Annotated in this window: 21 protein-coding genes and 1 riboswitch; of the genes, 13 read left to right on the top strand and 8 right to left on the bottom strand. The window is 61.8% G+C overall.

Going from position 1 to position 21,127, the window contains the following annotated elements; all coding sequences use genetic code 11:
- Positions 1-100 precede the first annotated feature (100 nt).
- The 4 genes from osmF to SPE70_RS18110 are packed head-to-tail and all read left to right on the top strand — an operon-like array spanning position 101 to position 3,844.
- Entirely contained in the window at positions 101-1,018 is a 918-nt protein-coding gene (gene osmF / locus SPE70_RS18125; RefSeq protein WP_023340539.1) for a glycine betaine ABC transporter substrate-binding protein OsmF, read from the top strand.
- Between the two features lie 7 nt (positions 1,019-1,025).
- Entirely contained in the window at positions 1,026-2,183 is a 1,158-nt protein-coding gene (locus tag SPE70_RS18120) for an ABC transporter permease (protein WP_064170380.1), read from the top strand.
- Positions 2,176-3,123, top strand: coding sequence for an ABC transporter ATP-binding protein (locus tag SPE70_RS18115; RefSeq protein WP_064170381.1), 948 nt, complete (start codon positions 2,176-2,178; stop codon positions 3,121-3,123). Before SPE70_RS18120 ends, SPE70_RS18115 begins: the two co-directional genes overlap by 8 nt.
- On the top strand, positions 3,107-3,844 hold the full coding sequence (locus SPE70_RS18110; RefSeq protein ID WP_032730818.1) for an ABC transporter permease: 738 nt from the start codon (positions 3,107-3,109) through the stop codon (positions 3,842-3,844). The genes SPE70_RS18115 and SPE70_RS18110 overlap by 17 nt, the downstream gene beginning before the upstream one ends.
- Here SPE70_RS18110 and SPE70_RS18105 read toward each other — a convergent pair.
- Positions 3,819-3,932 carry a protein YohO gene (locus tag SPE70_RS18105; RefSeq protein WP_002912762.1) on the bottom strand — a complete coding sequence of 38 codons (114 nt, stop codon included), beginning with the start codon at positions 3,930-3,932 and terminating at the stop codon, positions 3,819-3,821. The genes SPE70_RS18110 and SPE70_RS18105 overlap by 26 nt on opposite strands.
- A 229-nt stretch (positions 3,933-4,161) precedes the next feature.
- On the opposite strand from SPE70_RS18105, the gene SPE70_RS18100 reads away from it, so the two are divergent.
- From SPE70_RS18100 to SPE70_RS18090, 3 genes are read left to right on the top strand one after another with little or no spacing between them, the layout of a single operon-like run.
- On the top strand, positions 4,162-5,850 hold the full coding sequence (locus SPE70_RS18100) for a sensor histidine kinase (protein WP_064170468.1): 1,689 nt from the start codon (positions 4,162-4,164) through the stop codon (positions 5,848-5,850).
- Positions 5,844-6,563: a two-component system response regulator BtsR gene (gene btsR / locus SPE70_RS18095; protein ID WP_008804052.1), complete on the top strand. Its 720-nt coding sequence runs from the start codon at positions 5,844-5,846 to the stop codon at positions 6,561-6,563. Before SPE70_RS18100 ends, btsR begins: the two co-directional genes overlap by 7 nt.
- Positions 6,564-6,610: 47 nt before the next feature.
- Positions 6,611-7,081 (top strand): YehS family protein, encoded by a 471-nt coding sequence (locus tag SPE70_RS18090; protein ID WP_008804053.1) that lies wholly within the window; start codon positions 6,611-6,613, stop codon positions 7,079-7,081.
- A gap of 110 nt (positions 7,082-7,191) precedes the next feature.
- Here SPE70_RS18090 and metG read toward each other — a convergent pair whose 3' ends face one another.
- A complete protein-coding gene (metG, locus tag SPE70_RS18085) occupies positions 7,192-9,225 on the bottom strand; it encodes a methionine--tRNA ligase (protein WP_032755705.1) in 2,034 nt (677 codons plus the stop codon).
- Between the two features lie 153 nt (positions 9,226-9,378).
- Between metG and apbC the strand changes: the two genes are divergently transcribed.
- The gene (gene apbC, locus SPE70_RS18080; protein ID WP_008804054.1) at positions 9,379-10,488 is read left to right on the top strand and encodes an iron-sulfur cluster carrier protein ApbC; all 1,110 of its coding nucleotides are present in this window, start codon (positions 9,379-9,381) and stop codon (positions 10,486-10,488) included.
- On the opposite strand, the gene SPE70_RS18075 is transcribed toward apbC, so the two are convergent.
- Positions 10,485-10,946, bottom strand: coding sequence for a GNAT family N-acetyltransferase (locus SPE70_RS18075; protein WP_064170382.1), 462 nt, complete (start codon positions 10,944-10,946; stop codon positions 10,485-10,487). The two genes, apbC and SPE70_RS18075, sit on opposite strands and share 4 nt — an antisense overlap.
- Positions 10,921-11,238, bottom strand: coding sequence for an RcnB family protein (locus tag SPE70_RS18070; protein WP_002912749.1), 318 nt, complete (start codon positions 11,236-11,238; stop codon positions 10,921-10,923). The genes SPE70_RS18075 and SPE70_RS18070 overlap by 26 nt, the downstream gene beginning before the upstream one ends.
- Before the next feature lie 183 nt (positions 11,239-11,421).
- Between SPE70_RS18070 and SPE70_RS18065 the strand changes: the two genes are divergently transcribed.
- On the top strand, positions 11,422-12,321 hold the full coding sequence (locus SPE70_RS18065; protein WP_008804056.1) for a LysR family transcriptional regulator: 900 nt from the start codon (positions 11,422-11,424) through the stop codon (positions 12,319-12,321).
- Here SPE70_RS18065 and SPE70_RS18060 read toward each other — a convergent pair.
- Entirely contained in the window at positions 12,311-13,654 is a 1,344-nt protein-coding gene (locus SPE70_RS18060; RefSeq protein ID WP_324726397.1) for an NCS2 family permease, read from the bottom strand. The two genes, SPE70_RS18065 and SPE70_RS18060, sit on opposite strands and share 11 nt — an antisense overlap.
- A gap of 2 nt (positions 13,655-13,656) precedes the next feature.
- Positions 13,657-15,468: an adenine deaminase gene (locus SPE70_RS18055; RefSeq protein WP_064170383.1), complete on the bottom strand. Its 1,812-nt coding sequence runs from the start codon at positions 15,466-15,468 to the stop codon at positions 13,657-13,659.
- A 120-nt stretch (positions 15,469-15,588) separates the two neighbouring features.
- Between SPE70_RS18055 and SPE70_RS18050 the strand changes: the two genes are divergently transcribed.
- The gene (locus tag SPE70_RS18050) at positions 15,589-16,503 is read left to right on the top strand and encodes a LysR family transcriptional regulator (protein WP_074195595.1); all 915 of its coding nucleotides are present in this window, start codon (positions 15,589-15,591) and stop codon (positions 16,501-16,503) included.
- On the opposite strand, the gene SPE70_RS18045 is transcribed toward SPE70_RS18050, so the two are convergent.
- Positions 16,500-16,922 (bottom strand): universal stress protein, encoded by a 423-nt coding sequence (locus tag SPE70_RS18045; RefSeq protein ID WP_023297982.1) that lies wholly within the window; start codon positions 16,920-16,922, stop codon positions 16,500-16,502. The genes SPE70_RS18050 and SPE70_RS18045 overlap by 4 nt on opposite strands.
- A gap of 184 nt (positions 16,923-17,106) precedes the next feature.
- Positions 17,107-17,204, top strand: a riboswitch (TPP riboswitch).
- Between the two features lie 34 nt (positions 17,205-17,238).
- Here SPE70_RS18045 and thiM point away from each other — a divergent pair.
- The 3 genes from thiM (at position 17,239) to fbaB (ending at position 20,009) form a co-directional block, all read left to right on the top strand.
- The gene (gene thiM, locus SPE70_RS18040) at positions 17,239-18,012 is read left to right on the top strand and encodes a hydroxyethylthiazole kinase (protein ID WP_032736021.1); all 774 of its coding nucleotides are present in this window, start codon (positions 17,239-17,241) and stop codon (positions 18,010-18,012) included.
- Complete coding sequence (thiD, locus tag SPE70_RS18035) at positions 18,009-18,809, top strand: bifunctional hydroxymethylpyrimidine kinase/phosphomethylpyrimidine kinase (RefSeq protein ID WP_008804064.1); 801 nt, start codon at positions 18,009-18,011, stop codon at positions 18,807-18,809. The genes thiM and thiD overlap by 4 nt, the downstream gene beginning before the upstream one ends.
- A 147-nt stretch (positions 18,810-18,956) precedes the next feature.
- A complete protein-coding gene (gene fbaB / locus SPE70_RS18030; protein ID WP_004201578.1) occupies positions 18,957-20,009 on the top strand; it encodes a class I fructose-bisphosphate aldolase in 1,053 nt (350 codons plus the stop codon).
- 81 nt (positions 20,010-20,090) lie between these two features.
- On the opposite strand, the gene SPE70_RS18025 is transcribed toward fbaB, so the two are convergent.
- The gene (locus SPE70_RS18025) at positions 20,091-21,032 is read right to left on the bottom strand and encodes a sugar-binding transcriptional regulator (protein WP_012541054.1); all 942 of its coding nucleotides are present in this window, start codon (positions 21,030-21,032) and stop codon (positions 20,091-20,093) included.
- Positions 21,033-21,127 lie beyond the last annotated feature (95 nt).

Raw genomic sequence — 21,127 nt, 5'->3', positions numbered from 1 at the left:
CCGATTAATCGGCCTTTTCTTTTTCGTATCGCCAGCAAATGGACTACGCTTTTCTCTTAAGCTTCTGTAAGCGAAGCGCAAAAGAACTGAGGGAAGCGGGATGAAGATGGCAATGAAATGGTCCGGTGCGCTGGCGCTGGCCGCCCTGATAAGTTTACCGCTGCAGGCGGCGGAGCCGGTGAAGGTCGGCTCGAAAATTGATACCGAAGGCGCGCTGCTGGGCAATATGATCCAGCAGGTGCTGGAAAGCCACGGCGTAAAAACGATTAATAAAATCCAGCTCGGCACCACGCCGGTGGTGCGCGGGGCGATTGTCGCCGGCGAGCTGGATATCTATCCGGAATATACCGGCAATGGCGCCTTCTTCTTTAAAGATGAAAACGACCCGGCGTGGAAGCATGCCCAACAGGGCTATGAGAAGGTGAAGCGCCTCGATCAGGAGAAACATCAGCTGGTGTGGCTCACCCCGGCGCCGGCCAACAACACCTGGACTATCGCCGTGCGCCAGGACCTGGCGGAGAAAAATCACCTGACCTCGCTGGCCGACCTCAGCCGCTATCTGCAGCAGGGCGGCGAATTTAAGCTGGCGGCCTCGGCGGAGTTTATTGAGCGCCCGGACGCGCTGCCGGCGTTTGAAAAAGCGTATGGTTTCAACCTCAACCAGAACCAACTGCTGTCGCTGGCCGGGGGCGATACGGCGGTGACCATCAAAGCGGCGGCGCAGCAGACCTCGGGCGTAAACGCGGCGATGGCCTACGGCACTGACGGCCCGGTCGCGGCGCTGGGGTTACAGACGCTGAGCGATCCGCAGGGCGTGCAGCCGATTTATGCCCCGACGCCGGTGGTGCGTGAGGCAGTGCTCAAAGCCTATCCGCAGATCGCCGACTGGCTGAAGCCGGTCTTTGCCAGCCTCGATGAAAAAACCTTGCAGCAGCTGAACGCCCGTATTGCGGTGGAAGGCCAGGATGCGAAGCGCGTGGCGGCAGATTATCTGCAGCAGAAAGGCCTGTTGAAGTAAGCCACCGGTGACCATTCGCTGTACTCACCGCGTCGGCCTGCTGCTGACAGGTCTGCTGCTGGTTACGCTGGCGCTGCCGTTTATTACTTACGCGCCGAATCGCTTACTCTCCGGCGAAGGGCGCGGGCTGTGGCAGGTGATGCCCTGGCTCGCCGGCGTTCAGATGGCGGCAGTCCTTGCCGGGATGCTGCTTTGCTGGCTGCCAGGCAGGGCCGCGCCGCTTCTTCACCTGCTGCTGGCCGAACTGCTCTTCCCGCTGCTTATCTGGGGCAGCGGACAGGCGGCGCTTGAGCTCTCCCGGCCCGGCTCGCCGCTGGCGCGCACCTCGCCCGGCAGCGGCCTGTGGCTGTCGCTGGCGCTTTGTCTGCTGCTGGCCAGCGAGGCCATCCGTCATCTTACCGTCCGGCCGCTGTGGCGCTGGCTGCTTAATGCGCAAGTCTGGCTGTTGCCCATCATCCTGCTTGCTACCGGGGCGCTCGATCAGCTCTCTCTGCTGAAGGAGTATGCCAACCGTCAGGAGGTATTTGACGACGCCCTGCGCCAGCATCTGCTTTTGCTGTTCGGCACCCTGCTGCCGGGCCTGCTCATTGGCCTGCCGCTGGGGGTATGGCTGTGGCGACGTCCGCGCTGGCAGGCGCCGGCCTTCACCGTGCTCAATGTGATCCAGACTATCCCGTCGGTGGCGCTGTTCGGCCTGCTGATTGCACCACTTGCCGGTCTGGCGCGCTATTTCCCGGCGCTGGGCGAGCTGGGCGTCTCCGGGACCGGCATGGCGCCGGCCCTGATCGCTCTGACTTTGTATGCGCTGCTGCCGCTGGTGCGCGGGGTGGTGACCGGCCTGCAGCAGGTGCCGCAGGACGCCCTGGAGAGCGCGACGGCGATGGGCATGAGCGCCGGGCAGCGCTTTCGTCAGGTGCAGCTTCCGCTGGCGATGCCGGTGCTGCTGCGCAGCCTGCGGGTGGTCAGCGTGCAAACCGTCGGCATGGCGGTAGTGGCCGCGCTGATCGGCGCCGGCGGCTTTGGCGCGCTGGTGTTTCAGGGGCTGCTGAGCAGTGCGCTGGATCTGGTGCTGCTGGGCGTGGTGCCGACCATTGCCCTGGCGGTGGTGGTGGATGCCCTGTTCGCCCTGTGGGGCGCCTGGCTAAAAGGAGAGGCCAATGATTGAGTTTGAAGGGGTCAGCAAAGTGTTTGCCGGCCACCCGGCGGTGAAGGACCTGACCCTGGAGCTGCGCGAAGGCGCCTTCTCGGTGCTGGTGGGGACCTCCGGCTCGGGCAAGTCGACGACGCTGAAGATGATCAACCGCCTGCTGGAGCCGGACCGGGGCACTATTCGTTTTGCCGGCGAGGACATCCGCCAGCAGCCGGTCCTGACCCTGCGGCGGCGGATGGGCTATGCCATCCAGTCCATCGGCCTGTTTCCGCACTGGACGGTGGCGCAGAATATCGCCACTGTGCCGCAGCTGCAAAAATGGCCGCGGGCGAGGATCGCCGACCGGGTCGACGAGCTGATGGCGTTGTTAGGGCTGGAGGCGACGCTGCGCGACCGTTACCCGCATCAGCTTTCCGGCGGCCAGCAGCAGCGGGTGGGGGTGGCGCGGGCGCTGGCGGCGGATCCGGAGGTGCTGTTGATGGATGAGCCCTTCGGCGCCCTCGACCCGGTGACCCGCGAGGCGCTGCAGCAGGAGATGCTGCGCATCCACCGGCTGCTGGGGCGGACGATTGTGCTGGTGACCCATGATATTGACGAAGCGCTGCGTCTGGCGGACCACCTGGTGCTGATGGACGGGGGCGAGGTGGTCCAGCAGGGGGCGCCGCTGGAGATGCTCCTGCGGCCGAAAAATAGCTTTGTGCAGACCTTTTTTGGCCGCAGCGAGCTGGGCGTGCGCCTGCTGTCGCTGCGCGAGGTGGGGGACTATTTGCGTCCCGGCGAACGGCTGGCGGGCGAGGGGCTGACCGTCACCATGACCCTGCGGGAAGCGCTGTCGCAGTTTGTCGCCCGGCGCAGCGAGGCGCTGCCGGTGGTCGATGCCGAAGGCAGGCCCTGCGGCACGCTGCATTTTGCCGATCTGCTGCGCCAGGAGGCGAGCCATGAAGGCGCTTCGTGAGCCGCTGTGGTGGCTTATCGTGCTGTTTATCGGCCTGCTGGTAGGGCTGCCCTACAGCGCGCCGCTGTTCAGTCGGCTGTTCCCGGAGCTGCCGCGGCCGGTCTATCAGCAGGAGAGCTTCTGGGCGCTAACCCTCGATCACGGCTGGCTGGTGGTGGCGTCCAGTCTCGCGGCAACCGCTGTGGGCCTGGCGGCCGGGATCGCAGTCACCCGGCCCGCCGGCAGCGCGTTTCGCCCGCTGGTGGAGACCATCGCCGCTATCGGGCAGACCTTTCCGCCGGTGGCGGTGCTGGCGATGGCGGTGCCGGTGCTGGGATTTGGCTGGCTGCCCGCGCTCATCGCCCTCGCGCTGTATGGCATACTGCCGGTGCTGCAGGGGACGCTGGCCGGGCTGGGGTCGATACCGTCGGGGGTGTCAGGGGTGGCCGAAGGGATGGGAATGACCGGCTGGCAGCGTCTGTATAAGGTGGAGCTACCGCTGGCGGGCCCGGTAATACTGGCGGGGATCCGCACCTCGGTCATCGTCAATATTGGTACCGCGACCATTGCTTCGACGGTGGGGGCCAGTACGCTCGGGACGCCGATCATCATCGGCCTGAGCGGCTTTAATACCGCCTATATTGTTCAGGGGGCGCTGCTGGTGGCGCTGGCGGCGATTATCGTCGACCGCGCGTTTGAGCGTCTGACCCGCTGGATCAGCCGACACCGCCACGCACAATAAAGGAATAGCCGGCCAGCATTACGCCGCTGATCCCGCCGATGGCCATAAGTAAGAAGAGGGTGACGACCGCGATTTTCGCTGGCTTCATAATAGGCTCCTGATGTTAACAGGGGGATTATACGGTGAAGCGAAGGTGTTAATGAAACATTAATTGCGGTTTAGCGTGCCGCGCCGGGATTTTTGCCGCGTTTGCTGCGCAACGCGCCGGAAAAAAGTGTGATCCTGTCCGTCATTTTTCATTTTTATGCAGGGCTTCAAAGAAAGTTTTCGCCAGGCAGGGTATGGTACGCGCTTTTAGGCATGTGTGGTTTGCGGGTATGTACGAGTTTGATCTGGTGTTGCTGCTGCTTCAGCAGATGTGCGTATTTTTGGTCATCGCGTGGTTGATGAGCAAAACCCGGCTGTTTATCCCCCTGATGCAAGTCACCGTTCGCCTGCCGCACAAGCTGCTGTGCTACGTCACCTTCTCCATTTTTTGCATTATGGGGACCTATTTCGGTCTGCATATCGAAGACTCCATCGCCAACACCCGCGCCATCGGCGCCGTGATGGGCGGCCTGCTCGGCGGCCCGGTGGTCGGCGGGCTGGTGGGGCTGACCGGCGGCCTGCACCGCTACTCGCTGGGGGGAATGACCGCCTTAAGCTGCATGGTCTCCACCATCGTTGAGGGGCTGCTGGGCGGGCTGGTGCACAGCGTGCTGGTCAAACGCGGCCGGCCGGACAAGGTCTTTAGCCCGCTGACCGCCGGGGCGATCACCTTCGTGGCCGAGCTGGTGCAGATGATGATCATTCTGCTGATTGCCCGCCCGTTCCAGGACGCCCTGCATCTGGTGCAGAGCATTGCTGCGCCGATGATGGTCACCAATACCGTCGGTGCGGCGCTGTTTATGCGGATTCTGCTGGATAAACGGGCGATGTTCGAGAAATACACCTCCGCCTTTTCCGCCACGGCGCTGAAGGTGGCGGCGTCGACCGAGGGGATCCTGCGTCAGGGATTCAACGAAGAGAACAGCATGAAGGTGGCCCAGGTGCTGATCCAGGAGCTGGATATCGGCGCGGTGGCGATCACCGATCGCGACAAGCTGCTGGCGTTTACCGGCATCGGCGACGATCACCATCTGCCGGGCAAGCCTATCTCCTCCTCGTATACGCAACGGGCGATTGAGACCGGGGAGGTGGTCTACGCCGATGGCAACGAGGTGCCTTACCGCTGCTCGATTCATCCGCACTGTAAGCTGGGGTCGACGCTGGTGATCCCCCTGCGCGGTGAGAACCAGCGGGTGATAGGCACCATTAAACTGTATGAGGCGAAAAATCGCCTGTTCAGTTCGATCAACCGCACCCTCGGGGAGGGGATTGCCCAGCTGCTGTCGGCGCAGATCCTCGCCGGACAGTACGAGCGGCAGAAGGCGCTGCTGACGCAATCTGAAATCAAGCTCCTGCACGCCCAGGTCAACCCGCACTTCCTGTTTAACGCGCTTAACACGCTGAAGGCGGTGATCCGCCGCGACAGCGATCAGGCCGGCCAGCTGGTGCAGTATCTGTCGACCTTCTTTCGTAAGAACCTGAAACGGCCGACAGAAATTGTCACGCTTGCCGATGAGATCGAGCATGTTAACGCCTATCTGCAGATTGAGAAGGCTCGCTTCCAGGCTAACCTGCAGATCCAGATGGCGGTGCCCGAGGGGCTGGCGCATCACCAGCTGCCCGCTTTCACCCTGCAGCCGATCGTGGAGAACGCCATTAAGCATGGTACATCGCAACATCTTGGCGTCGGCGAAATTACCATCCGCGCCAGCCAGGACGATCGCTGGCTGCAGCTGGATATCGAAGATAACGCCGGGCTGTACCGGGCCAACCCCCAGGCCAGCGGGCTGGGGATGAATCTGGTGGACAGGCGTCTGCGGGCGCGTTTTGGCGACGACTGCGGCATCAGCGTCACCTGCGAGCCGGAGCGCTTTACCCGTGTCACCCTACGTCTGCCCCTGGAGGAGAATGCATGCTGAGAGTATTGATCGTCGATGATGAGCCGCTGGCGCGGGAAAACCTGCGTATTTTGCTGGAGACTCAGCGCGATATCGAGATCGTCGGCGAGTGCGGCAACGCGGTGGAGGCGATTGGCGCAGTACATAAGCTGCGCCCTGACGTGCTGTTTCTCGACATCCAGATGCCGCGCATCAGCGGTCTGGAGATGGTCGGGATGCTCGACCCGGAGCATCGCCCCTATATCGTGTTTCTCACCGCTTTTGATGAGTACGCGGTGAAAGCCTTTGAGGAGCACGCTTTTGACTATCTGCTCAAGCCGATTGAGGCCGTGCGGCTGGAGAAAACCCTGGCCCGCCTGCGTCAGGAGCGCAGCCTGCAGGACGTGTCGCTGCTGGATGACGCCCGGCAGACGCTGAAATACATTCCCTGTACCGGCCACAGCCGTATCTGGCTGCTGCAGATGGAGGATGTGGCCTTCGTCAGCAGCCGGATGAGCGGCATCTACGTGACCGATCGCGAGGGAAAAGAGGGCTTTACCGAGCTGACCCTGCGCACCCTCGAGAGCCGCACGCCGCTGCTGCGCTGCCATCGCCAGTATCTGGTGAATATGGCGCACCTGAAGGAGATTCGCCTGGAAGAGAACGGCCAGGCGGAGCTGCTGATGCGCGCCGGGCAAACGGTGCCGGTGAGCCGGCGCTATTTAAAAAGCCTGAAAGAAGCGATTGGCCTGTAAAACTGCTACACTGCGCCCCATTGCAACATCGACAGTAAAAGGCACTCATGCTCAGTAATGATATTCTTCGTAGCCTGCGCTACACCCTGAAAGCCAATAATAACGATATGGTGCGCATTCTTGCGCTTGCCGATATGGAATCCACCGCCGCCAGCTTCGATACCTGGATGACGAAAGAGGATGAAGAGGGTTTTGTCCGCTGCCCGGATATTATCCTGTCGGGTTTCCTCAACGGCCTTATCTATGACAAGCGCGGCAAAGATGATTCGGCGCCGGAGCTGGCGCTGGAGCGTCGGGTGAATAACAACACGGTGCTGAAAAAGCTGCGGATCGCCTTCTCGCTGAAAACAGACGATATCCAGGCGATCATGAGCGAGCAGAAATACCGGGTGTCGGTGCCGGAAATCACCGCCATGATGCGCGCCCCGGAGCATAAAAACTACCGCGAGTGCGGGGATCAATTTATGCGCAACTTCCTGCGCGGGTTGACCCACCGGGTGCATCACCCGAAGGCGTGATGTTTAGCCGGGTGGCGGCTTCGCCTTACCCGGCCGACAAAACCCGTAGGCCCGTGCAAACGTAGCGCCGCCGGGCAAAAAAAAGCCGGAGATACTCTCCGGCTTTTTTGTTATTTCACCTGCTGACCCGGCTTCGCACCGTCGTCAGGGCTTAACAGGAAGATATCCTTCCCGCCAGGGCCGGCGGCCATCACCATGCCCTCGGAGATGCCGAAGCGCATTTTCCGCGGCGCCAGGTTGGCGACCATCACCGTCAGGCGGCCAATCAGCGGCTGCGGATCCGGGTAAGCGGAGCGGATGCCGGAGAAGACGTTACGTTTTTCGCCGCCGAGATCCAGCGTCAGGCGCAGCAGCTTGTCGGAGCCCTCGACGAATTCCGCGTTTTCAATCAGCGCCACGCGCAGATCGATTTTGGCGAAATCGTCAAAGGTGATGGTCTCCTGAATCGGATCGTCCGCCAGCGGACCGGTGACCGGCGCCGCGGTGGCTTTCACCTCTTCTTTAGAGGCTTCCACCAGCGCTTCCACCTGTTTCATCTCGATGCGGTTATACAGCGCTTTAAACGGATTGACCTTATGCGCCAGCAGCGGCTGCTGAATGGCATCCCAGCTGAGTTCGCTGTTGAGGAACGCTTCCGCACGCGCCGCCAGCTGCGGCAGCACCGGCTTCAGCCAGGTCATCAGCACGCGGAACATGTTCAGACCCATGGTGCAGATGGCCTGCAGGTCGGCGTCGCGGCCTTCCTGTTTCGCCACCACCCACGGCGCCTGCTCATCGACGTAGCGGTTAGCCACGTCGGCGAGGGCCATGATTTCGCGGATTGCCTTACCGAACTCGCGGCTGTCCCATGCTTCGCCGATGCTTTCCGCCGCGTCGGTGAAGGTTTTATACAGCGCCGGGTCGGCCAGCTCAGCGGCCAGCACGCCGTCGAAACGCTTGCTGATAAAGCCGGCGTTGCGCGAGGCGAGGTTAACCACCTTGTTGACGATGTCGGCGTTCACGCGCTGCACGAAATCTTCCAGGTTCAGGTCGATGTCATCGATGCGCGAAGAGAGCTTGGCGGTGTAGTAGTAGCGCAGGCTGTCAGCGTCGAAATGATTTAACCAGGTGCTGGCCTTGATAAAAGTCCCGCGCGACTTGGACATCTTCGCGCCGTTAACCGTTACGTAGCCGTGCACGAACAGGTTGGTCGGCTTACGGAAGTTGCTGCCTTCCAGCATCGCCGGCCAGAACAGGCTGTGGAAGTAGACAATGTCCTTGCCGATAAAGTGATACAGCTCGGCCGTGGAGTCTTTCTTCCAGTATTCGTCGAAGCTGGTGGTGTCGCCGCGCTTGTCGCACAGGTTCTTGAAGGAGCCCATGTAGCCGATCGGCGCGTCCAGCCAGACGTAGAAATATTTGCCCGGCGCGTTGGGAATTTCGAAGCCGAAGTACGGCGCATCGCGGGAGATGTCCCACTGCTGCAGGCCGGATTCGAACCACTCCTGCATTTTGTTCGCTACCTGCTCCTGCAGCGCGCCGCTGCGGGTCCACGCCTGCAGCATTTCGCTGAACGACGGCAGGTCGAAGAAGAAGTGCTCGGAGTCACGCATCACCGGCGTAGCGCCGGAGACCACCGATTTCGGGTCGATAAGTTCGGTGGGGCTGTAGGTCGCGCCGCACACTTCGCAGTTATCGCCATACTGGTCCGGAGATTTGCACTTCGGACAGGTGCCTTTCACAAAACGGTCCGGCAGGAACATGCCTTTTTCCGGATCGTAGAGCTGAGAGATGGTGCGGTTTTTAATAAAACCGTTCTCTTTCAGACGGGTGTAGATAAGCTCCGACAGCTCGCGGTTCTCGTCGCTGTGCGTCGAGTGATAGTTATCATAGCTGATGTCGAAGCCGGCAAAATCGGTCTGATGCTCCTGACTCATCTCGCCAATCATCTGCTCCGGTGTGATACCGAGCTGCTGCGCTTTGAGCATGATCGGCGTGCCGTGGGCGTCGTCGGCGCAGATGAAGTTGACCTCGTGGCCGCGCATTCGCTGGTAACGGACCCAGACATCAGCCTGGATGTGCTCCAGCATGTGGCCGAGGTGGATGGAGCCGTTGGCGTACGGCAGGGCGCACGTTACCAGAATTTTCTTCGCGACTTGAGTCATAGTGAGCATTACATCTTCTGTTGTAAAAAGGGCTTCCGATATTACCAAAAGGGCTGTGGGTGCGCCATAAATGGCTGCCCATATATGGATAATCGTTAGCTGTGATAAACTCTGTGATTACTGAAAGCATCTCAAAACAACAAAGGAGTCGGGATGAATTCGCAATCCCAGGCCAAATCCCCTGAGCGCCTACGTGCGATGGTCGCCGGGACGCTGGCCAATTTCCAGCACCCAACCCTGAAGCATAATCTCACCGCCCTCAAGGCGCTGCACCATGTCGCCTGGCTGGACGATACCGTTCATATTGAGCTGCAGATGCCGTTCGTCTGGAGCAGCGCCTTCGAAGTGCTGAAAGAGCAGTGCAGCGCCGAGCTGCTGCGCATCACCGGCGCGAAGGCCATCGACTGGAAGCTGACCCACAGCATCGCGACCCTCAAGCGCGTGAAAAACCAGCCCGGAGTCAACGGCGTGAAGAACATTATCGCCATCAGCTCCGGCAAAGGCGGCGTCGGTAAATCTTCTACTGCCGTAAACCTGGCGCTGGCCCTGGCGGCGGAAGGGGCGAAGGTGGGCATTCTGGATGCCGATATCTACGGTCCGTCGATTCCGACCATGCTGGGCGCCGAAGACAGTCGCCCGACCTCACCGGACGGCACCCATATGGCGCCGATCATCAAGTATGGCCTGGCCACCAACTCTATCGGCTACCTGGTGACTGACGACAACGCCATGGTCTGGCGCGGTCCGATGGCCAGCAAGGCGCTGATGCAGATGCTGCAGGAGACCCTGTGGCCGGATCTTGATTACCTGGTGCTGGATATGCCGCCGGGCACCGGCGACATCCAGCTGACCCTGGCGCAGAACATTCCGGTGACCGGTGCGGTGGTGGTCACCACGCCGCAGGACATCGCGCTGATCGACGCCAAGAAAGGCATCGTGATGTTCGAGAAAGTGGAAGTGCCGGTGCTGGGGATCGTGGAAAACATGAGCATGCATATCTGCAGCAACTGCGGGCACCACGAGCCTATCTTCGGCACCGGCGGCGCGCAAAAACTGGCCGAGAAATACCACACCCAGCTGCTGGGCCAGCTGCCGCTGCATATTACGCTGCGGGAAGATCTGGATAACGGCACGCCGACGGTGGTGGCGCGTCCGGACAGCGAATTTACCGACATCTACCGCCAGCTGGCGGGCCGGGTGGCGGCCCAGATGTACTGGCAGGGAGAAGTGATCCCGGGTGAGATTGCCTTCCGCGCCGTTTAAGGCCGCGGCGAGCGCATCAGCCAGTATCTGCCCTCGGGCGACGCGCCCTGTGCTTCGATGGTCCAGCCATGACGCTGGTAGAAGCGCAGGGCGTTTTTATTTTCCATCAGGCATTTCAGCGTTCCGCTGGCGGTAAAGCTCCGTTCGACCTGCGCCAGCAGCGCGCTGCCGATATGTTTGCCCTGCCAGTCGGGGTCGACAAACAGATGGTGAAGGAAATTATCGGCGGTCCATACGGCGGCAAAGCCCACCGGCAGGCCGTCGCATTCCGCGACCCACAGTTGTTCATCCGCGGTGGCGGCATCGAAATCCTCCAGCCGCCACGCCGCGGCGGGAAGCCAGGTCCACGATAAACTGCGCGCCCGCAGGAAGATCTGGCGCAGCGCCGGAGAGTCCGCTGGCTCGCCGGGGCGGACGTGGAGGTTGCGCGGATCAGCGATGATAGAAGATCTCGCCATCGTACACTTTGAGGATTTTGCCTTCGGTATCGGTAATCAGCACGTAGTTACCGCCCATGTAGGTCCAGTGGCTGCCGGCGTCCGGTGCAGGCAGGTTACGCTGCTGCCACTGTTTGATGTTGTATTCCGGGGTGAGGTACATCGCCGGAACGGTGTCGCCGATGTGAAACTGGGTGAAATCGGCAGTGAACTCTTTCAGCGCATACTGATCGATCCCCGCGGCAGTAGCCGTCCAGCTGGCGCCAGCGGTGGCAAGAAGTACGCCCAGAAGCATCATTTTTGTTTTACGCATAATTTCCTCAATATTACCTGGACTCAAATTAGCAGCCTCGTATCATTCCTGATGCGTTGCTGAAATGGCAAGCACTGGATTTTTAAAAAGTGTAAGCAAAACACGGCACAAGTCTTGCGCCGCTTGCGTTGCAGCGACGGTGATGCGTATTTTGGGAGCAATCTGAAGCAGGGGAGAATCGGCATGTTCAGGCTGGAAGATCTGACCTTATTTGTCCGCGCCGCGGCACTGGGCAGTTTTAGCGACGCGGCGCGCGAGGCCGGACAGCAGCCGGCGCAGGTCAGCGCGGCGATTAAGCGTCTGGAGACGATCCTCAATATTCGCCTGTTTGCCCGTTCGACCCGCAGCCTGCGCCTGACGCCGGAGGGGGAGACCTGGCTGCCCTACGCCACCCAGATGCTCGATACCCTTGAAGCCGGTCTGCAGAAGATCCAGACCCCGGACGATGAAGTTCGCGGCATGTTGCAGATTGCCGTGCCGTCGGACCTCGGGCGTAACCTGCTCCTGACCCTGTTCCGTGATTTCCGCCAACGCCACCCGGCGCTGCGTTTGCGGTTGCTCTTTTCCGACCAGCTGACCGACGTGTTTAAAGATCCGGTGGATGTCGCGTTTCGCTATGGCAATAACGACGATGCCTCGTTTATCTCGCTGCCGGTGGCGCCGGAAAATCGTCGGGTGCTGGTGGCCTCGCCTGAGTGGATCGCCCGCCACGGCGAGCCGCAGACCCTCGAGGAGCTCAGCCAGCACAATGCGTTGATCTACATTTTGCGCGGCCGTCCGTTCGACCGCTGGTCGCTGAGCCTCGACGGCGTGGTTCAGCAGCAGAAGGTCTCCGGTACGGTGATGAGCGACGACGCCGAGGTGATCCGTCGGCTGGCGGTGGCCGGGGAGGGCATTGCCTATAAATCGATGCTCGACGTCAGCGACGATCTGCGGGCGGGGCGCCTGCGGCGCCTGCTGCCGCGTTATCAGGGGGATGTGGTGCCGTTGAATCTGATTTGCCCGCACCGCAAACAGCTCTCTGCCGCGGTGCGTTTGTTATATGAAGAGGTGAAATCACATTGTGAAGGGCTTAATGCCTGACTAAGGTCGCGAAGTAATACACCAGCGGGACAGCCAGCACCCACAGGCCAATCGGGATTTCCCGCCACTTGCCGGCGATAGCCTTGATCACAATGTAAAACAGCAGCCCGCCGGCAATCCCGGTGCCGAAGCTGTTGGCGATAAGGGTGATCATCACCATCATCAGCACCGGCAGCCCGTCGGTGAAGTTGCCAAGATCCACTTTGCGCAGGCCGCTGAACATGTTGAGGCCAATCAGGATCAGCGCCGGGGCGGTGGCTTCTTTCGGGATCATCAACGCCACCGGCGTGAACAGCAGCATCAGCAGGAACATTACCGCCGCCGACAGGGCGGTGAGGCCGGTTTTGCCGCCGGCTTCCGCTGCCGCCGAAGACTCAATCAGCGCCGTCGCCGCCGGGATGCCCACCCATGGGCCGAGCGCGGCGGCAATCGAATCGACCATAAACGGGCGATTAATCTGCGGCATGTTGCCTTCTTCATCCAGCAGCCCCGCCTCGCCGCCCACCGCCAGCGTCGTCCCCATGGTGGAGAAAAACTCAGAGGCGAAAAAGACGAACAGGAACGGCAGGAAGGCGATGTTTAACGCCCCCAGCAGATCAACCTGCCCCAGCACCGGGGTTAGCGAATGGGGAACGTCGATAAAACTTGTCGGCAGATGGGTGACGCCGAAGGGGATACCCACCAGCGTGGCGCACAGAATGGCCCACAAAATCGCGCCCGGAACCTTACGCGCCTGCAGGGCTATCGCCAGGAACAGGCCGCACAGCGCCACCAGCGCGCCGGGGGCGAGAAAGTCGCCGAGCATCAGCGCGTTGGTTTTCGCATTGGCCAGCACCAGCCCGGCATTGCGAAAGCCGAGGACGGCGACAAACAGGCCGATGGAGGCGGTGAGCCCCAGCTTGATCGACTGCGGTACCGAGCGGGTGACCACTTCGCGCAGGCCAAAGCGGGTCAGCAGGAAGAAGAGGATCCCCGACCAGCAGGCAATCCCGAGGCCAGTCTGCCAGCCAATCCCTTCGCTACCGGCCAGCGTCACTCCCACCAGCACCGAGCCGCCAATCCCCGGGCCAACGATAAACGGCAGGTTGGCATAAAACGCCATCAGCAGAGAGCCGACGACGAAGACCAGAATGGTGCCGGTGGTGGCGGCGCCTTTGTCCATCCCGCCGATCGCCAGCAGCCCCGGGATGACCACCAGTAAATAGGCGGCGGCGAGAAAGCCGGTGATCCCGGCCAGGCATTCGATGCGTAGCGTACCGCCGCGCGAGCGCAGCGCAAAGCGGCGCTCCAGCCAGTTAGCGCGGTCGGATGAGTGAAGTGTGTTATCGGCCATGCTCAGGCTCCCTGAGGATTATTGTTGTGATCGGTTGGCTCCGGGGTCTCCCGGCAGGCTATCAACGGGTCGACTATCTGACGGCTGCCGCCGTCGGTCAGACCCAAATCGGTTAAATGCGGCCCGGCGTTACAGGCAAGGCAGGTTCCTTCAATGGCCTTGAACACCCGGTACGGTGGCTCCCAGTCGGCGACTTGGCTGCTCAGGTCGCGCAGCTCGCGGAACTGACGCGCCAGCTCGGCGGCCGGGAGATCCGACAGCATGCCGGCAATCGGCATTGCCACATGGGCAAGGATCTCGCCCTGTTGCGCCAGCGCCATCCCGCCGCCGGAGGCGATAAGCTGGTTGGCCGCCAGCGCCATATCATTAGCGTCGCGCCCGAGCACCACCAGATTGTGCGAGTCGTGGGAGTAGCTGGTGGCGATGGCGCCGCGCAGCTCACCCCAGCCTTCGAGCAGGGCGATTTGCGGTGTCGCCTGGTGGCGGCCGTGGCGGTGCTTAACCCAGATCAGACTGAAACCGGCGGGCAACTGGACTTTCCCGTCACGAACCTGCACTTCCACTTCGCCCCACTGGGTGAAGCGCGCGCCGCGGATATGACGCAGGCGGGCGACGCCGTGACGAATGCCCTGGACGCGCAGAACAAAGTCATCGGCGCGGAGGGGGGCGATCGGCAAAGTATCGCGCGGCGGCGTCACGCCCGGCGCGGGGGCGATCGGCTTCAGCAGGCGGCCAGCATGGGCCAGCCGTTCCCCCCCAACGTAGACTTCACGGGCCACCAGTTTCTCCAGGGAATCAAACACCACCAAATCCGCGCGCCGCCCGGCGGCAATCAGCCCGAGATCGTGGCGCTGCAGGCGAATAGCGGCGTTGAGGGTGGCGAATCGCAGCGCATCGACCGCCGGTAAACCGTGCTCGATCAGCAGGTTAAGCAGGGCGATGATCCCGCCTTTCTCCAGCAGCATATCCGGCGGCACGTCATCGGTGCAGACGGTGATTTGCGAGGAGAGGTGCGGCAGCGTTTTTAACGCCGCGACGATATCCGGCAGCAGATAGGGGTGCGAGCCGCGGATCTCGATCGTCAGACCGGCGCGCAGTTTTTCCAGCGCGTCGTCCGCCGAGGTCAGTTCATGATCGGAGGTGACGCCGGCGGCGAGGTAGGCCTGCAGGTCAGCGCCGCTCAGGCCGCGGGCGTGGCCTTCAATCAGTTTGCCGCTGTTGAGACCGGCCTGGACAATCTCCTGCATCCGCTCGCTACCGTGCAACACGCCGTGCATATCCATCACTTCCGCCACACCGCGCACTTCCGGCCAGCCGAGCATGGTCTCCATCTCCGCGCCGGCGAAATCGGCGCCGGACATTTCGAGACCTGGCGTGGAGGGGACGCTGGACGGCGCGGCGACCATCACCTGCAGCGGCAGATGGCGGCTGGCGTCAACCGCGTAGCGCACGCCCTCGACGCCGAGGACGTTGGCCAGCTCATGCGGATCCCAGAACACCGCGGTGGTGCCCTGGGTGAGGACGATTTCCGCGTAGCGCTCCGGCGGCAGGTGCGAGCTTTCGAGGTGTACGTGGGTGTCCATCAGGCCGGGGGACAGGTAGCCACCGGCCAGGGAACGTACTTCATGGGCGTCGGTGCGGCTGCCGCGCGGGTGGACGCTGGCGATCATTTCGCCGACGATACCGACGTCAGCGGGGCGAATTTCGCCCGTGGCCATATCGACGATCTGCGCCTCGACCAGCAGCAGATCAAACGGGAATTCGCCGCGCGCGGCCTGCACGGCGCGACGACGGACTTGAGCATTGCTGGACATAACCACTCCGGCACAAGGATAATGCGGATACTCTATGGGCACAGCAAACGTTTGCCCAGATGAATAAATTTATCACCCGATAAGCTCGGGTTATTGTGCAGGACCACCGTAGCGAACCCGATAATGAACGAACCCTGGCAGCGTCTGCCCGCGCTCTCTCTTAAACAGCTTCAGTATTTCGTCACTCTGGCCCAGCTGCGCCATTTTACCGATACCGCCAGTCGGCTGGCGATTAGCCAGCCGGCGCTGAGCAGCGCGCTGCGGCAAATTGAAACAGTGCTCGGCGGCAAGCTGGTCAACCGTACCGCTTCGGCGGTCACCCTGACTGAACTGGGGGCGGCGATTTTACCCCACGCCCAGCGGATCCTCAGCGTAGCGCAGGCGGCCTTTTTCGATATGCAGCAGATCGTCGAGGCGGGCGGCGACGGGACTGTGCGCATCGGTCTGGTGCCGTCGGTCAGTTCGCTGCTGTTCCCATTGCTGCCGCAGACCCTGGCCCAGGCCTTTCCGCGTCTGCGCATTGAATTTCACGATCAGACCAACGATGCGCTTATCCAGGCGCTGCTGCGCGGCGAGATTGATTTCGGTATCGGGGCGATCGACAGCTCAGTGCCTGCTGAACTGCTGGTCTATCCGCTGCGCGAAGATCCCTTTGTGGCGGTGCTGCACCGCGACGATCCGCTGGCCGCGCAGGCGCACTTGCCGTGGAAGCAGCTGGTGGGGCGGGATATTGCCGTCTTCTCGAAGGGCAATATTCAACGGCTGGTGGCGGCATTAGTGGAGAGCCATCGCCTGACGCTGACCACCCGCTACCAGGTGGACTATATCGAAACCCTGTATGGCCTGGTGCGCTCGCGCTTAGCGGTGGCCATTCTGCCGGCGCTGTACACCACCCATCTGCAGGACCCGGCGCTCCAGGTCGCCCAGTTGCAGCAGCCGGCGCTGACCCGTACGGTGGCCCTGATGCGCGGCCCGCAGGCGCTGCCGCCGCTTATCGAAGCCTGTTTTTCCCTGCTGCAGGGAGAATTGCGCTAGGGCAGGTGCTTGATCAGCACGTCTGCGGTTATGTGATTGATGTACTCCAGCGAATGTGAGGAGAGGACGCCCAGCAGCCGGTTATGGTGCCCGGCAATAATTAAATCGATCTGCCGCTGCCGAACGCAGGTTTCCACGTCTTCAAACCGGCGGGTGGTCACCAGCGAGAGGGTTTCAACCGGCAGGGAGACAGTGCAGGCCAGCTCGTTGAGCAGGGCCTTGGCCTGGATCACCTCCTGTGAAACCTGATCGTCGCGCAGGCTGTCGGAAACATAGTTCAGCGCCCGATAGTCGGTGCTGATGTGGGCGATGGTGATGCGCATGCCGTTCTCTTCTGCCATTCTGGCGGCATGCTCGAGCAGCGGGACGCCGTCCTGACTGCTGTTAATCAGTACCAGCGCATGGTGATAAACGGCCATGGCGTATATCCTCGGTAGGCTAAATAGCGCATGATGTCATCATTTTCCGCCCGCCAGCAGCGGAATGCAATCCCGCCCGGTCGCTTGATGAGCATGATGGCCGCGCGGGTGTCGTTGCAGGGCTAAAGGCTTGTTGTATGAACCGGTGAGTTGCGGTAAATTCCACAACGCTTAACAATTTCACTATTTTGACTCGGGGTGCCCTTCTTCGTTGAAGGCTGAGAAATACCCGTACCACCTGATCTGGATAATGCCAGCGTAGGGAAGTCAGAGACCGCAGGGTCATTGCTTCTACCTCGTCTGGCGGGAGCAAACCATGCCTGAGCTGCTGAATCCCGCGCCTGTCGCGCACCTGCGCCATCTGCTGCGCGCCCATTCCCCCCTTGTGCACTGCATGACCAATGACGTGGTGCAGACCTTTACCGCCAATGTTCTGCTGGCCGTCGGCGCCTCGCCGGCGATGGTGATCGATCCCCGCGAAGCGGCGCAGTTTGCCGCTATCGCCGATGCGCTGTTAATTAACGTCGGTACCCTGACCGAAGATCGCGCCGTGGCGATGCGCGCCGCGGTGGAGCACGCCCGTCAGGCCGGCAGGCCCTGGACGCTGGATCCGGTGGCGGTCGGCGCCCTGACCGTGCGCACGGCCTTTTGTCATGAGCTGCTGGCCCTCCAGCCGGCGGCCATTCGCGGCAATGCCTCTGAAATTCTGGCGCTGGCCGGGATGAGCGCCGGCGGGCGCGGGGTGGATACCACCGATACGGCCGCCGCGGCGCTGCCGGCGGCCCAGGCGCTGGCTCGTCGGCTGGCTACCGTGGTGGCGGTCACTGGCGAGGTGGACTACGTCACCGACGGCGAGCGGGTGCTCAGCGTGGCGGGGGGTAATCCGCTGATGACCCGGGTGGTGGGCACCGGCTGCGCGCTGTCGGCGGTGGTGGCGGCGAGCGCGGCGCTGCCGGGGGCCCGGCTGGAAAACGTGGCCGCCGCCTGCGGGCTGATGAAGCAGGCCGGGGAGATCGCCGCCCGTCAGGGAGGCCCTGGCAGCTTTATTCCGGCGTTTCTCGACGCGCTGTATCAGGAGGTGCAGGGATGAAACGCATCAACGCCCTGACCATCGCCGGCACCGATCCCAGCGGTGGGGCCGGTATCCAGGCCGATCTGAAAACCTTCTCCGCGCTGGGGGCCTATGGCTGCTCGGTGATCACCGCCCTGGTGGCGCAGAATACCCGCGGCGTGCAGTCGGTCTATCGCATCGAACCGGATTTTGTGGCCGCGCAGCTCGACTCGGTGTTCAGCGATGTGCGTATCGATACCACCAAAATCGGCATGCTGGCGGAGACCGATATTGTGGAAGCCGTGGCCGAGCGGCTGGCGCGCTACCGGGTGGCCAACGTGGTGCTGGATACCGTCATGCTGGCGAAAAGCGGCGATCCGCTGCTGTCGGCCTCGGCGGTGGAGACCCTGCGTCAACGATTGTTGCCGCAGGTGTCATTGATCACCCCGAACCTGCCGGAAGCGGCCGCGCTACTCGATGCCCCCCATGCGCGCACCGAGCGCGAGATGCTGGAGCAGGGGCGGGCGTTGCTGGCGCTGGGCTGCGGCGCGGTATTAATGAAGGGCGGCCATCTCGACGACGCCGAAAGCCCGGACTGGCTCTTCACCCGCGAAGGGGAACAGCGGTTTACCACGCCTCGCGTGCAGACCAAAAATACCCACGGCACCGGCTGCACGCTCTCCGCCGCGCTGGCGGCGCTGCGCCCCCGTCATGCGGACTGGGCGGCCACCGTCGCCGAGGCGAAGGCCTGGCTGTCGGCGGCCCTGGCGCAGGCCGACTCTCTGGAAGTGGGCCACGGCATCGGGCCGGTGCACCATTTCCACGCCTGGTGGTAAATGGCAGCGCAACGGGACAGCAGAATCTCCTGAAAAAATGGCCCCCCGGCTGGAAAATAGGCTAAGTCGGTACCAGGCTTAACCTACCCAAAAAAATTGGGTTGGGATAATGCATGCCGGCTTCGGCCGGCCTTACGGGAGATTGCTATGACTGATATTACGCAGTTGCTGGGCAAAGATGCCGAGAGCCTGTTGCAGCACCGTTGTATAACCATTCCGGCCGACCAGCTGTATCTGCCTGGGGCAGATTATGTTGATCGGGTGATGGTGGATAATAACCGACCACCGGCGGTGCTACGCAATATGCAGACCCTGTACAATACCGGACGCCTGGGGGGAACCGGCTACCTTTCCATTCTGCCGGTTGACCAGGGCGTGGAGCACTCGGCGGGCGCCTCCTTCGCCGCCAACCCGCTGTACTTTGATCCGAAAAATATCGTCGAGCTGGCGATCGAAGCCGGCTGTAACTGCGTGGCGTCGACCTACGGCGTGCTGGCCTCGGTGTCGCGCCGCTACGCGCATCGCATCCCTTTCCTGGTGAAGCTCAACCATAACGAAACGCTGAGCTACCCCACCGAATACGACCAGACCCTCTACGCCAGCGTTGAGCAGGCGTTCAATATGGGGGCGGTGGCCGTGGGAGCGACGATCTATTTCGGCTCGGAACAATCGCGTCGTCAGATAGAAGAGATTTCCGCCGCCTTTGAGCGGGCCCATGAGCTGGGCCTGGTCACCGTGCTGTGGGCCTATCTGCGCAATTCGGCGTTCAAGAAAGATGGCGTCGACTATCATGTCTCCGCGGACCTGACCGGTCAGGCCAACCACCTGGCGGCCACCATCGGCGCCGATATCGTTAAGCAAAAAATGGCGGAGAATAACGGCGGCTACAAAGCGGTTAACTTCGGCTATACCGACGATCGGGTGTACAGCAAACTGACCAGCGATAACCCCATCGATCTGGTGCGTTACCAGCTGGCCAACTGCTATATGGGCCGCGCCGGGCTGATTAACTCCGGCGGCGCGGCGGGCGGGGAGACCGACCTTGCCGACGCGGTGCGCACAGCGGTGATCAATAAACGCGCCGGCGGTATGGGGCTGATCCTTGGTCGCAAAGCGTTTAAGAAATCGATGGCTGACGGCGTGAAGCTGATCAATGCCGTGCAGGACGTCTACCTTGACGGGAAAGTGACTATCGCCTGATAAGCACGAGTATCGTTGGGATCCCCGGTGGCGCGACGCGCACCGGGGTTACCGTTCTTTATGCGCCTTCAGGCCGCGCCGTTACCGCGTCAGCAGCCAGCGGGCGGTATGTTCATCGGTCACCAGACCATTGATCCAGCCGCCTTTAAGGGCCGCCAGGATCGCCGGTCGTTTGTATTCTCCACAGGCCGCGGCAATACGCGGGCAGTGGTTCTGACGGATATCATAGCTGGTGATCATGCGGTTGATCTCGCTGTCTACCACGTGGCCTTCCGCATCGATAAACCGTCCGAGGATCTCTCCGATGCCGCCGCGCGCGGTCAGCTCATCCATTTGCGCCTGATTGATAAACCCGTCTTTAAAGATCGGACTTTGCGTGCCCAGGGGACCAATGCCGACAAAAATCACGTCCGCCTCTTGGGCGACGCCGGAGACGCTGCGGAATAAGCGGTTGGTGCACCACATCTCATGCTCCTCCGCGCTCTGGGCGTAGCGCGGCGCCGGCCACTGATAGTACTTGGCCTTAATTTTGCGGGTCAGCAGCAGGGGCACGTCATCGTAATAATTGCACTGCCCGTCGGCGTTCATGGCGCTGATCAGCGCCACGCAGCGGGTATTCAGGCTGTCAAAATCGATGCGCTGCAGCGCTTTTTTCAGGGTCAGGCCCGAGCCCAGGCCGATGATTTTCTCCTTATCATCCTGCAGATAGCGAGCCATCAGCTGATAGCAGCCAAACGACACGCTGTCGAGGGTGCTTTCTTCGCTAAAGGCGGGGACCACATTGCACTCGAGAAGCCGGTACTTTTCCTGCAGCAACTGCGCATAATCGAGGCAGTTTGCTACCGGATGGTGCAAATTAATCGACACTATCCCTTCTTCTTTCGCCGCGGCGATCAGCCGTTGCACCACCGGTCTGGAGGTGCCCAGCTGGCTGGCGATCTCGCTCTGATTCTGACCGGCGATGTAGTACATCCATGCGGCACGCACCTTCTGATCCAACCGGATATCGTCTTCTTTACTCATGGTTTCCCGCCCTAAGTTGCTGACCAGGGCTCGCAATTGGCCCGGCGAATACCCGCATTCTCGCCGTGGTTGGCATAACTGGCAAGCTTTTGCTC

The sequence above is a fragment of the Klebsiella sp. ZJOU C1 genome (genome assembly GCF_035620215.1).
GTDB lineage: Bacteria > Pseudomonadota > Gammaproteobacteria > Enterobacterales > Enterobacteriaceae > Klebsiella > Klebsiella variicola.
Note: the sequence above shows the minus strand (reverse complement) of the source record. Positions and strands in the feature narration are given on the sequence as shown.